Origin of the sequence: Rouxiella chamberiensis, assembly GCF_026967475.1 — a bacterium.
In the GTDB taxonomy this organism is placed as follows: Bacteria; Pseudomonadota; Gammaproteobacteria; order Enterobacterales; family Enterobacteriaceae; genus Rouxiella; species Rouxiella chamberiensis.
On sequence record NZ_CP114058.1, the window covers coordinates 2,323,631 to 2,336,277 of the forward strand.

11 protein-coding genes and 3 pseudogenes are annotated in these 12,647 nt (G+C 54.9%); 11 read left to right on the forward strand and 3 right to left on the reverse strand.

The window, feature by feature from the left end:
* Window positions 1–566 precede the first annotated feature (566 nt).
* The 3 genes from O1V66_RS10815 to O1V66_RS10825 all read left to right on the forward strand — a co-directional run bounded on the left by O1V66_RS10815 (window position 567) and on the right by O1V66_RS10825 (window position 1,984).
* Window positions 567–791: a DUF2594 family protein gene (locus tag O1V66_RS10815; RefSeq protein ID WP_045046424.1), complete on the forward strand. Its 225-nt coding sequence runs from the start codon at window positions 567–569 to the stop codon at window positions 789–791.
* Between the two features lie 196 nt (window positions 792–987).
* Window positions 988–1,158, forward strand: coding sequence for a hypothetical protein (locus O1V66_RS10820; protein WP_187329770.1), 171 nt, complete (start codon window positions 988–990; stop codon window positions 1,156–1,158).
* 76 nt (window positions 1,159–1,234) lie between these two features.
* On the forward strand, window positions 1,235–1,984 hold the full coding sequence (locus O1V66_RS10825; protein WP_269128351.1) for an AraC family transcriptional regulator: 750 nt from the start codon (window positions 1,235–1,237) through the stop codon (window positions 1,982–1,984).
* Here O1V66_RS10825 and leuA read toward each other — a convergent pair whose 3' ends face one another.
* The gene (gene leuA, locus O1V66_RS10830; RefSeq protein WP_045046422.1) at window positions 1,985–3,652 is read right to left on the reverse strand and encodes a 2-isopropylmalate synthase; all 1,668 of its coding nucleotides are present in this window, start codon (window positions 3,650–3,652) and stop codon (window positions 1,985–1,987) included.
* A gap of 352 nt (window positions 3,653–4,004) precedes the next feature.
* Between leuA and cycA the strand changes: the two genes are divergently transcribed.
* Window positions 4,005–5,411, forward strand: coding sequence for a D-serine/D-alanine/glycine transporter (cycA, locus tag O1V66_RS10835; RefSeq protein ID WP_045046421.1), 1,407 nt, complete (start codon window positions 4,005–4,007; stop codon window positions 5,409–5,411).
* 80 nt (window positions 5,412–5,491) lie between these two features.
* Here the strand turns inward: cycA and rutR are convergent, their stop codons facing one another.
* Window positions 5,492–6,154, reverse strand: coding sequence for an HTH-type transcriptional regulator RutR (gene rutR / locus O1V66_RS10840; RefSeq protein ID WP_045046420.1), 663 nt, complete (start codon window positions 6,152–6,154; stop codon window positions 5,492–5,494).
* Between the two features lie 348 nt (window positions 6,155–6,502).
* Between rutR and rutA the strand changes: the two genes are divergently transcribed.
* The 7 genes and pseudogenes from rutA to rutG all read left to right on the forward strand — a co-directional run bounded on the left by rutA (window position 6,503) and on the right by rutG (window position 12,133).
* Window positions 6,503–7,564 (forward strand): pyrimidine utilization protein A, encoded by a 1,062-nt coding sequence (rutA, locus tag O1V66_RS10845; RefSeq protein WP_269128352.1) that lies wholly within the window; start codon window positions 6,503–6,505, stop codon window positions 7,562–7,564.
* Window positions 7,564–8,317 (forward strand): annotated as a pseudogene (gene rutB / locus O1V66_RS10850) (pyrimidine utilization protein B). The gene rutA and the pseudogene rutB overlap by 1 nt, the downstream one beginning before the upstream one ends.
* 33 nt (window positions 8,318–8,350) lie before the next feature.
* Window positions 8,351–8,737, forward strand: a complete 387-nt coding sequence (gene rutC, locus O1V66_RS10855; protein ID WP_045046417.1) for a pyrimidine utilization protein C — start codon at window positions 8,351–8,353, stop codon at window positions 8,735–8,737.
* 44 nt (window positions 8,738–8,781) lie between these two features.
* Window positions 8,782–9,551 (forward strand): annotated as a pseudogene (gene rutD / locus O1V66_RS10860) (pyrimidine utilization protein D); the annotation flags it as partial.
* Window positions 9,552–9,603: 52 nt separating this feature from the next.
* A complete protein-coding gene (locus tag O1V66_RS10865; RefSeq protein ID WP_045046416.1) occupies window positions 9,604–10,194 on the forward strand; it encodes a malonic semialdehyde reductase in 591 nt (196 codons plus the stop codon).
* Window positions 10,195–10,214: 20 nt separating this feature from the next.
* Window positions 10,215–10,754 carry an NADH-dependent FMN reductase RutF gene (rutF, locus tag O1V66_RS10870; RefSeq protein ID WP_045046415.1) on the forward strand — a complete coding sequence of 180 codons (540 nt, stop codon included), beginning with the start codon at window positions 10,215–10,217 and terminating at the stop codon, window positions 10,752–10,754.
* Between the two features lie 51 nt (window positions 10,755–10,805).
* Window positions 10,806–12,133, forward strand: a pseudogene (gene rutG, locus O1V66_RS10875) (pyrimidine utilization transport protein G).
* Window positions 12,134–12,259: 126 nt separating this feature from the next.
* Here the strand turns inward: rutG and O1V66_RS10880 are convergent.
* Window positions 12,260–12,454: a hypothetical protein gene (locus O1V66_RS10880; RefSeq protein WP_045046413.1), complete on the reverse strand. Its 195-nt coding sequence runs from the start codon at window positions 12,452–12,454 to the stop codon at window positions 12,260–12,262.
* Between the last annotated feature and the right edge of the window lie 193 nt (window positions 12,455–12,647).

The following is a 12,647-nucleotide window of genomic DNA, read 5'->3' on the forward strand; positions in this document are numbered from 1 at the left end:
AAATAGCCAGTTAAATTAACCTGCGCATTTTACTGCATATTCGAGAAATTCACCAAGGTCTGATTGTAAAAACTTACCGCAGATTAATGTAAAAGTTAAATGCCAAACTGTAATACCTCTCTTTTCAGACCCGTAAAAAACCCTTTAAAAATCATTGAATAAACAGCTTTTTAAAATGAAAGCAACCGGCTCGCGCCGTTAAAAACTTGATTTAAATCAATCTTGAGTTTGCGATGCACAAAATAACGTCAACTTTTATAAAAGATATATGCCTCTGTTTGAATGGGAATTAATTTTTTCTTCCATTGGCGAACTTATTTTCATAATGAAAAAAACTCATGCGCAATTCGCTTAAATTTCATGTCTGACTCAGATTGCCCACCCTGATTTCAGGAAATTCCCATAAACTCATCTTTTGACAAAGCCGCGCTCTGCCCTGCTCCCTGCCCCGCTATGGACTGTGTTAACATAGCGACACCTTTTCAGCAGCTTGTCTTGTCTCAGGCTGTAAAATATTGAACGCACTACCTGAACGCCCATCAGGCGATCAGTTTTAAGGAGAGAAAATGAGCACTTGTGATTTTACCACGCAGGCCAATGTTGAAACGCTGGCGACAGAAGTTGCCTGCCTGAAGGCGACCTTTACCTTTATGCTGAAGGCAATGGGTCAGGCCGATGCCGGTAAAGTGGTTCTGAACCTCGAGAAATTCATTTCCCAGCTTGAAGACCCGCAGCAGGCAGAAATCTTCAACGCCTCGCTGCAGCAGATCAAACTGGCTTACCGCCAGTAATTTCCGGGCAGCAGCGGTTTTGTGGCCATGACCGCACCCGCTTCGGTCCGCGAAACAGCCTGCCAGAGGAAAGCATTCAGGAGAGCCGAAAGGCTCTCTTTTTTTGTCCTGATGCCCTTACCTTGTCGTCACATCAACTTTATTTAAATGAACTCTGCTAAAATTAAGGACACTTCACACTTTTCGGAGGTTTTTTATGAGTGACAAACCGGACGACATTAAAACCAAAGCGGACGAAGTGCATGTCAGTGATGGTCTGGCGGAACTGCATAAAGTTGCTGAGCAATTGACCCCGGAAGAGTTGAACGAGCTGGCAGATGCCGCGCGCAAAGCGGCAGAAGAAGCGAAAAAGCATCCTCAACCCTGATATTTCTCTGAAGATTCGCCTGAAATCTGGAATTGGCACTGCGCATGCATGAAAACTTTTAGCTGAAAATCAATCCATTGCGGCGGTCGCCGTCGATTATCAACATGGCGATTGCGAACCTTCCCACAGTCATGGCTGCTCTCAGCTTATTCATGCACTTTCAGGCGTTATTCAGGTTTCAACCCGTCACGGTGAATGGATGGTGCCGCCCGGACGCGGCGTCTGGTTGCCCGCCCACGTTCAGCACAGCCTGCGTTTTATCGGCGGGGTTCAGGCGCGCACGCTGTTTGTCGATTCGCTGGCGCGCGCCGACCTGCCCGCCGAATGCCAGGTAGTCCAGATTTCTCCGCTGTTACGCGAGCTTATCCTCGCCTCTTTCGACGTGCCGCCAGACTACATGCCGGGCGGCCGGGATGAACGCATCATCGAACTCATCCTCGACGAGCTTCGCCTGTTGCCCATTCTTCCCCTGCATCTTCCAGAACCGCAGGATTCTCAGTTGCTTTCCCTGTGCCGCCAGATTCAGCACGACCTCTGTGCGCCGTGGGAACTTGAAGAAATCGCGCTGGGCTTGAGCATCAGTGGGCGCACGCTATCAAGACGATTTCAGCGCGAGACGGGTTTGCGGTTCAGTGACTGGGTGCGACGTGCCAAGATATTGGCGGCCATGAACGCGCTGGCGCTCGGGCAATCGGTGCTGGAGGTCGCGCTGGAACTGGGTTACGACAGCCCCAGCGCGTTTAGTGCCATGTTTCGCAGAACGCTGGGCGTGTCACCCAGCGAGTATTTCAACTCTGCCGCCCGCATGGCAGAAACTGTCGGTTAATCAGGCAAGTAACTGAGCGCTGGCATTGAACAGCGCTTGCAGGGAGGCGCTTGAAACATCGCTGTCGATCCCGACGCCATACACGCGTTCCCCCTGCGGGCGCTGACAACTGACGTATGCGACCGCGCGGCTGTGACTCTGATGCCCAAGCGTATGCTCGTCGTAATCGCCAATTTCCAGCATCAAGTCAAAGTGACGATGCAGCGCATCGACAGCCGAAGACAGCAGGCCGTTGCCGCTGCCCGCAAGCGTTAACTCCTGCCCCTGATAATTCACCTTGGCGCTGAAATGGCGCAGGTTTTCGGCGTCGCTGCGAATATCATAGCTCAGCAGTTTCATTGCCGGTTGATCCACAAGCCCGTAGCGTTGACGGAACAGTCGCCAGACATCACTGGTGCCCATCTCTTTTCCACTGGTATCGGTTTGCTTCTGCACGGCCTTGCTGAATTCGATTTGCAGTGCGCGCGGCAGTTTAAGCCCATGATTCTGCTCGAGCAACCAGGCTGCTCCGCTTTTACCGGACTGGCTGTTGACGCGAATCACCGCCTCATAACTGCAGCCCACATCGGCCGGATCCAGCGGCAGATACGGGACCTGCCAATGTTTGTCCTCACGCTGTTTCTGCGCGGCAAAACCTTTTTTAATCGCATCCTGATGCGAACCGGAGAACGCGGTAAAGACCAGTTCACCGGCATAAGGATGACGCGGATGCACGGGCAGCTGGTTGCACTGCTCCACGGTTTCGACGATGCCCTTTAAATCACTGAAATCCAGACCCGGCGAGATGCCCTGAGTGTAAAAGTTCAGAGCCAGTGTCACCAGATCGACGTTACCGGTTCTTTCGCCGTTGCCAAACAGACAGCCTTCCACACGATCGGCACCCGCCAGCATGGCAAGCTCGGCACAGGCGACGCCGGTTCCGCGATCGTTGTGCGGATGCACACTGATGGACACCCGATCGCGACGGCTAAAGTGGCGGCAGAACCACTCTATCTGGTCGGCATAGATATTGGGGGTGCTGACTTCGACCGTGGCCGGTAGATTGATGATCATCGGGCGTGCTTCGCAAGGCTCCCACACGGCCGCGACCGCTTCGCACACCTCCAGTGAAAAATCCAGTTCGGTAAAGCAGAAGGTTTCCGGCGAATATTCGAAGGTCCACTGGGTCTGCGGGTATTTTTCGCACAGCTGACGAATCTGTCTGGCTCCGCGCACAGCCAGTTCCAGCGTGGCGGCCTTGTCCTGATTGAAGACCACATCGCGGAAAATCGGTGATGTCGCGTTATAGAGGTGCACAATGGCGCGAGGCACATCGATCAACGCCTCGAAGGTCCGTTCAATCAGATCGCTGCGCGACGGCGTCAACACCTGAATCGAGACGTCTTCCGGTATCGCCCCGTCGTTAATCAATCCGCGAACGAAATCAAAATCGGTCTGAGACGCCGATGGGAAAGCCACTTCAATCTGTTTGAAGCCGCAACGCAGCAGCAAATCAAAGAACAGGCGCTTGCGCTGGTTATCCATTGGCTCGGCGAGCGACTGGTTGCCGTCCCGTAGATCGCTTGAACACCACTGCGGCACCTTATCAAGGGTTTTTCCCGGCCATTGGCGATCGGGTAAATTCACCGGTGGGAAAGCAACATACTTTTGCGACGGGTCGGCTAACATAGTTTTCTCCATTCTTGAGTGCGGACCAAATTCCGCGTCGAAAAAACAGTATGGCGCAATGCGCCTTTCGCTGCGCCTCGTTAAACGACATTCACCCGCGCGGAACGGACAACCTGCCGGGTAATCGTTTGCTATGCACGCGCCCTGAACAGCCGGCAATCCCCTGTAAAAATAAAGGTACAATTGCTGTTAGATTATTTTTCTACGACGTTATAATGAGCCGGAATTTAACATTATGATGAAGCACTTCCGCCCGAAAGCCGTTCATCCTCACGCGGCGGAAATCGCAAAAAACAATGAGAAAAGAGCCAGATAGAGCCCTTATTCCATACATGACAGGAAGATAAAATCTATGCAACAGGATACCAACATCATCGCGCAACCGGAGGAGGAAACCCCGGAACACCTGCGCCGCAACCTCAGCAACCGTCATATTCAGCTTATCGCCATCGGCGGCGCCATCGGCACGGGTCTGTTTATGGGCTCGGGCAAGACTATCAGCCTGGCGGGTCCTTCCATCATTTTCGTTTACATGATTATCGGCTTTGTGCTGTTTTTCGTGATGCGCGCAATGGGCGAACTGCTGCTGTCCAACCTGCAGTACAAGTCGTTCAGTGATTTCGCCGCCGATCTTCTCGGGCCGTGGGCGGGCTATTTCACCGGCTGGACCTACTGGTTCTGCTGGGTGGTAACCGGCATTGCCGATGTGGTCGCCGTGACGTCCTATGCGCAATTCTGGTTTCCCGGCCTGTCGCAATGGGTCGCCTCGCTTATCTTTGTGCTTATTCTGTTTGCGCTGAACCTCGCGACGGTCAAGATGTTTGGTGAAACCGAGTTCTGGTTCGCGATGATAAAGATTGTGGCCATTGTGGGCCTTATCATCACGGGGCTGGTCATGGTCCTGATGCACTACCAGACGCCGACCGGCTCAGTCGCGGCGTTCAGCAACCTGTGGGACAACGGCGGATTCTTCCCGAAAGGCGTGAGCGGCTTCTTTGCCGGCTTCCAGATTGCCATCTTCGCCTTCGTCGGTATCGAGCTTGTGGGCACCACGGCGGCGGAAACCAAAGATCCGAAAAAATCTCTGCCGCGTGCCATCAACGCCATTCCGCTGCGGATCATCATGTTCTACGTTTTCGCGCTGATTGCCATCATGTGCGTTACGCCGTGGAATGCGGTTGCCGCCGACAAGAGTCCGTTTGTTGAACTGTTTGTACTGGCAGGTCTGCCTGCGGCGGCGAGCATCATCAACTTTGTGGTACTGACCTCTGCGGCATCCTCTGCCAACAGCGGCATCTTCTCCACCAGCCGCATGCTGTTCGGACTGGGTCAGGAAGGCATGGCGCCGAAAGCTTTCGGCAAACTTTCCGCCCGCGCGGTGCCGTCGAACGGGCTGATTTTCTCCTGCATCTGTCTGCTGGCGGGCGTGGTGCTGATTTACCTGATCCCGAACGTGCTCACCGTGTTTACGCTGGTCACGACCGTTTCCGCCATTCTGTTCATGTTTGTGTGGACCATCATTCTCTGCTCGTATCTGGTTTATCGCCGTAAGCGCCCGCAGCTTCATGCCGCGTCCGACTACAAGATGCCGTTGGGGATTCTGATGTGCTGGGTCGGCATGGCGTTCTTCGCCTTCGTGCTGGTGCTACTGACCTTGCAGGATGACACGCGGCAGGCGTTGATGGTGACACCGCTGTGGTTTGTGATTCTGGGTATCGGCTATTGGCTGCGTGCCAAAAAGCTGGCCGCTGCCAGATAACGCCACAAGCAACAGAAAGTTAAAATCCGGCGTCGAATGCGCCGGATTTTTTTGTCGATGGGTTGCGAAAACCGTTTCGGCTAGGGCTGTGGGCGAATGCCCTGGGTAATGATGTGCTGCAAGTTGGTGACCGCCTGCTCGAAAAAGGCGTTGTCGCCGAGGGTCTGGCCGCTTATCGCCTCAATCTGTACGCCGAAATCGGCATAGTGCTGCGTGGTCGCCCAGAGGATAAACAGTAAATGCAGCGGTTCAATCGGTGCTATCAGCCCTTTCTCGACCCATCCTTCGATAATCGCGGACTTCTCTTCCACCAGCTGTTTCAGGTGGGTACTAAGAATTTGTTTAAGCAGCGGCGCGCCCTGCAGCATCTCCAGGCAAAAGAGGCGCGAGGCCTGCGGGTGGTCGCGCGACACGCAAAGCTTGAGATAAATGTACTCTTTGATAGCCTCCATCGGCTCCTGCCCGGGGCTTAACGCCTTGAGCGGTTCCAGCCAGATATCCAGCAAATCCCGCAGTACGGCGACGTAAAGCTCCTCCTTGGAAGGAAAATAGTAGAGCAGATTGGTTTTGGAAACATCTGCCCTTTCGGCGACCTGATCAAGACTGGTGCCGTGAAGTCCGTATAAGGAAAAGAACTCCAGCGCGGCGGCCATAATCGTATTGCGTTTCGCCGCAACGGCGCGCGAACGACGGCTCGGCGGCTTTTTCAACGCGCTTGCTCCCTCTGCTGCCAATGGCTTCACCTCTTGCTCCTTTGCAATTCGATTTTCCAGAGCATAACAAAACCCACTGAAGGCGACTACGTTGCGCCTGCCCTCGCCGGTTTAAAAACCGTTCGCATTTGTCTACTTTTCACCCCACCCGCACCATTTTTGCTCAATGCTGCATGAATTCTGTGCAGTTATTTTTTACCAAATGGTCCACTTTAGACCATTTGCTCCACCAATCCTGTCAGTCAAAATTTAAGCTATTGATAATATTCAATATTTTAAAACTGGCATCGTCTTTGCAATATCTCGTTCGTGATTACCCTAATTAACGACGAGGTTTGCCATGAAAATCGGAGTCTTTATTCCCATCGGTAACAACGGCTGGTTGATTTCAGAAACTGCGCCACAGTATCAGCCCACTTTCGAGCTGAACAAAACCATCGTACAGAAAGCCGAGCACTACAATTTCGACTTCGCGCTGTCGATGATCAAGCTGCGCGGTTTCGGGGTAAAACCGAATTCTGGGAACACAACATGGAGTCGTTCACGCTGATGGCGGGACTGGCGGCGGTGACCAGCAAAATTCAGCTTTACGCAACCGCCGCGACATTGGTCATGCCGCCGGCCATCGTGGCGCGTATGGCGGCCACCATCGACTCTATCTCCAACGGACGTTTTGGCGTCAATGTGGTGACCGGTTGGCAAAAACCGGAGTACGAGCAGATGGGCATGTGGCCGGGCGATGACTATTTCGGCCGCCGCTACGACTATCTGACCGAATACGTTACTGTGCTGCGCGATCTTTGGGGTACCGGACACTGCGACCTCAATGGCGAATTCTTCAAGATGGACGACTGCCGCGTGAGTCCGCGTCCCAAGGCCGAGATGAAAGTGATTTGCGCCGGGCAAAGTGACGCGGGCATGGCCTTCTCCGCCAAACATGCCGATTACAATTTCTGCTTCGGCAAGGGCGTCAACACGCCGACCGCCTTTGCACCCACCGCCGCGCGGATGAAAACCGCCGCCGATGCCGAACAGCGCAGCGTCGCTTCCTATGTGCTGTTTATGGTCATTGCCGATGAAAACGAGGCCGCCGCCCGCGCCAAGTGGGACAGCTACAAGGCCGGAGCCGACAGCGAAGCGCTGGCCTGGCTGACCGACCAGAGCACCAAAGACACCAAATCCGGTGCCGACACCAACGTGCGCCAGATGGCTGACCCGACCTCTGCGGTCAACATCAATATGGGCACGCTGGTGGGTTCCTACGCCAGCGTCGCCAACATGCTCGACGAGATAGCCTCCGTACCGGGCACCGAAGGCGTCTTGCTGACCTTCGACGATTTCGTGCAGGGCATCGAAAACTTTGGTCAGTTTATTCAACCCCTGATGAAAACCCGCCAACACCTGTTGAGTGACACATCTGCCGAAAAAGAGGTCGCATAATGAAAATCGTAGAGAAACGCCGTGGTAAGAAGAGATCCGGGTGCCGTCGACAGCGAAGTGATTTTACCGGCTCGCCCCGAGTCGCTGGCCTTTTCGCCGCAGCAGACGGCGTTGATTGTCATCGATATGCAAAACGCCTACGCCTCTCAGGGCGGCTATCTGGATCTGGCCGGATTTGACGTTTCCCATACGGGACCGGTTATCGCCAACATCAAGCGCGCGATTACGGCCGCGCGTTCGGCGGGCATCAAGGTGATTTTCTTCCAGAACGGTTGGGACAATCAGTATGTCGAAGCCGGTGGTGAAGGCTCGCCAAATTTCCATAAATCCAATGCGCTGAAAACCATGCGCAAACGCCCCGAATTGATGGGCAAACTGCTGGCGAAAGGCGACTGGGATTATGATCTGGTCGACGAACTTCAACCGCAGCCCGGCGACATCGTATTGCCGAAACCGCGCTACAGCGGCTTCTTCAACACCCAGCTCGACAGCCTGCTGCGCAGTTACGGCATTCATCATCTGGTCTTTACCGGCATTGCGACCAACGTCTGTGTGGAATCTACCCTGCGCGACGGCTTCTTCCTGGAGTATTTCAGCGTCGTGCTCGAAGACGCCACGCATCAGGCCGGCCCGGAATTTGCCCAGAAAGCGGCAATCTACAATATCGAAACCTTCTTTGGCTGGGTTTCCAACGTCGACAGTTTCTGCAATACCGTCGCCAAGACCACGCAAACGCTGAGCCAGACGGCCTAAGCCCCTGCATTCATTTTTACAAGGACACGCAGCATGCCAAAAAGCATTGTTATTCCAGAAGGTACCGGCGTTCCGATTGCGCCTTTCGTTCCCGCGACAAAGGCCGACGGCATCGTCTATGTCTCCGGCACCCTGCCTTTCGACAAAGACAACAATGTGGTGTTTCCGGGCGATGCGGCGGCACAGACCCGCCACGTACTGGACACCATCAAGAATGTTATCGAAACCGCAGGCGGCACCCTGGAAGACGTTACCTTCAACTCGATTTTCATTACCGACTGGAGCCATTACGCCGCCGTGAATCAGGTTTATGCCGAGTATTTTCCGGGCGAGAAACCGGCGCGTTTCTGCATTCAGTGTGGCCTGGTGAAACCCGAGGCGCTGATTGAAATCGCCTCTGTCGCGCACGTTGGCAAATAACGTCGCCTTGATAAATCGGTGAGGAAAGCATGACTGCAACGTCTCTGTTTTACAAAATTTCAGGCAATACCTCGCCCGATGCGCAAACCGTGGTGCTGTCTTCGGGATTGGGCGGCGTGCACGGCTTCTGGCAGCCGCAGATGGCTATGCTGGAAAGGCATTTTCGCGTGGTGGTGTATGACCAGTTCGGCACCGGCGGCAGTCACGGTACGGTGCCGGCCGGCTATCGAATGGAAGATATGGCCGATGAACTGGCGGGCCTGCTCAGCGCGCTGGATATCGACCGCTGTCATCTGGTAGGTCACGCGCTGGGCGGCATTATCGGGTTGCATCTGACTCAACGTTATCCGTCGCTGCTGGAAAGTCTGGTGGTTATCAACGGCTGGACGGTGCTCGACAGCCAGACCCGCCGCTGCTTCAAGGTGCGTCAGGATCTGCTGTTGAACAGCGGGATAGAAGCCTATGTCCATGCGCAACCGCTGTTTCTGTATCCCGCCCCTGGCTGTCGGCGCATGCTTCCCTGCTGCATCAGGAGCAAACGCATCAGGTGGCGCATTTTCAGGGCATGGAAAATCTGCTGCATCGTCTGCAGGCGCTGATGGCTTCCGATTTAAGCGACAGTCTGGACAGCATTGTCACGCCGACGCTGGCCTTTGGCTGCCGGGACGATCTGCTGGTGCCGTGGCACTGTTCAGCCACATTGGCGCAGGGTTTGCCGCTTGGCGAGCATGTGCAGATGAGTTATGGCGGCCATGCGATGAGCGTTACCGACAGCGACACCTTTAACCCTCTGCTTCTCGAGTGGCTGCTGCGTTTTGCTCCGCCTCCCTCGCGACGTCCGAACCAACCTCAACGAGAGAGACCCCATGGCCGAAGCCCTGATTACCGACGCGCTCGCAACCCTTTTCACCGAGGCGCGAACTCACAATGGCTGGCAGGACAGGTCTGTCAGTGACGACGTGCTCCGCCAGGCCTACGATTTGGCCCGCATGGGCCCGACCTCGGCCAATTGCTGCCCGCTGCGCGTGGTGTTTATTCGCAGCGCCGAACAAAAAGAGAAACTGGCCCCTGCGCTTTCGAGCGGCAATCTGGCGAAAACCCTCGGCGCGCCGGTGACCGCGATTCTGGCTTATGATCCGCAGTTCTATGATCTGCTGCCCGAACTGTTCCCGCACGGCGATGCGCGTTCCTGGTTTACCTCAAGTCCTGAACTGGCGCATGAAACCGCGTTTCGCAACGCCAGCCTGCAGGCCGCCTATCTGATCCTCGCCCTTCGCTCGCTCGGCCTTGATACGGGCCCGATGTCGGGATTCGATGCGCAGAAAGTCAATGATACCTTCCTGGCGGAGAGCGGCTGGAAAGCCAATTTCCTGCTGAATATCGGCTATGGCGACAGCAGCAAAATCTATCCGCGTGCGCCGCGCCTGGCCTTCGATCGCGTCTGTCAGATTATCTGACCCCGACGGCGGAGTAATGCATGAGCAACCCGATTAAAGATGTTCCGCTGGCAGAACTTGCCGGTGTAGAAAAGCAGGCCTTTCGCGATGCGATGGCCCATCTCGGCTCGGCGGTCAACATAATTACCACCGACGGCGAGGCGGGTCGTGCCGGTTTTACCGCGTCGGCGGTGTGCAGTGTGACCGACACGCCGCCAACCTTGCTGGTATGCCTGAACCGCTCGGCCTCGGTGTATCCGGTGTTTCAGCAAAATCAGGTGCTGTGCGTGAATACGCTGGCCGACAGTCACGAAGCGCTCTCGAATCTCTTCGGCGGCAAGACGCCGATGGCGCAGCGTTTCGCCGCGGCGCAATGGGTGCCGATGGCGAGCGGGTCTCCGGCTCTGACCGGCGCGTTGACCTCGTTCGACTGTCGGGTCAGTCAGGTTACGCAGGTAGGCACGCACGATGTTCTGTTTTGCGAAGTCATCGATATTCTGAGTAACGACAGCAGCCACGGACTGGTCTATTTCGACCGACGCTATCATTCCCTGATACGTCAACTACCTCAGGCCCGTTAACGGGCCTTTCCCCTGTTTATCCGGCGATATCAACAAGACGTGGAGAAGATGATGGCGAATACCTGGTTTCCGCAATGGCGTAAAAGGACGGGCAGTCTGGAAGGCGCGGTGATTGCTCCCGATGAAAGGCTGTCGCTCGGGCCGACGATTGTCATGGGGTTGCAGCACGCGGTGGCCATGTTTGGCGCCACGGTATTGATGCCCCTGCTGATGGGTTTCGATGCCAATATGGCGATATTGATGTCGGGCATCGGCACGTTGCTGTTTTTCATTATCGTGGGAGGCCGCGTGCCGAGTTATCTGGGGTCCAGCGCGTCGTTTGTCGGGCTGGTCATCGCGGTAACCGGCTACAGCGGTCAGGGGCCCAATCCGAATATTGCGCTTGCGCTCGGCGGTATCATCGCCTGTGGTGCTGTCTATACGCTGATTGGCTTTGTCGTGATGGCCGTGGAACGCGCTGGATTGAAAAGCTGATGCCGCCGGTCGTTACGGGCGCGGTCGTGATGGCGATTGGCCTGAACCTCGCGCCTATCGCGGTCAACAGTGTGTCGGCATCGATGTTCGACAGCTGGATGGCTGTGGCAACGGTACTGTGCATCGGCGGCGTGGCGGTGTTTACGCGCGGACTGGTGCAACGTCTGATGCTGCTCCTTGGGCTGGTTGCGGCCTATGTCATCTATTTTGTGATAACCAATCTGCTCGGCTGGGGCAAACCTATCGATTTCAGCGGCATCGGCAATGCCGCGTGGTTTGGCTTGCCGAGTATTACCACGCCGGTATTCGATAGCCATGCCATGCTGCTGATTGCGCCCGTGGCAGTGATTCTGATTGCCGAAAACCTGGGCCATATCAAGGCGGTGGCGGGCATGACCGGCAAGAATCTCGACCCGTATCTTGGCCGCGCCTTTGTGGGCGATGGTCTGGCGACCATGCTCTCTGCCTCTGCGGGCGGCACGGGGGTGACAACCTATGCGGAAAACATCGGCGTGATGTCGGTGACCAAAATCTATTCGACGCTGATTTTCGTCGCGGCGGCATTGGTTGCTATCTTGTTGGGCTTCTCTCCCAAATTTGGTGCATTGATTCATACCATTCCGGGTCCGGTTTTGGGTGGCGCATCCATTGTGGTATTTGGCTTGATTGCGGTTGCCGGAGCACGTATCTGGTTACAGAACCACGTTGATTTGAATCAGAATGGCAATCTGATTATGGTCGCCGTGACCCTTGTGCTGGGGGCTGGCAACTTTTCGTTGACGTTTGGCGGCTTTACGATGGGCGGAATAGGCACGGCAACCTTTGGCGCGATTTTACTGAACGCCCTACTTAAAAACAGAAAAGTTAGCGTAGTTGGCACAGATGCTGCATTAAAAGATAACTGACGACCTCAGTTTCTCCTTAGCTCATCAACTTTGATGAACGCCAGCAGCGGGTTGGTCCACCCGTCCGACCCCCTGCTGGTTCTTTTCTTTTCACTCCTCGAACGTTTCCTTTACCTCATGCCCGTCTCAGCCTTTTGCATCCTGCGGATATTCGGAATCGGTGCCCACTTCCGGAAGATCATCGAGTTGAGGTTCAATCCCTTCGGAAATATAGTCCTTGGCGGCTTTCATGCTTTCGTTGCCCTGTGCATCACGTACCAAAACGTGTTTGATGGTGCCGTCCTGCAAGACTTCGCGGTGTATCCCCGTAAATTCTGCCATTTCCATTCTCCTTAAGTGACGAAATGATCGTTCTTGCTGTCACTGATAAGCATAGCGTTTTCAGGGATTTTAACCGTCGGAATCCGGGAAATGATTAGATAGACAGGTGCGTGAGAGTAAAGCCATTAACGAGACTGATGGGTTAACAAAAATCCGAAGTTTCGCCAGCGCCGATCACTATTTCCTGTTAAAT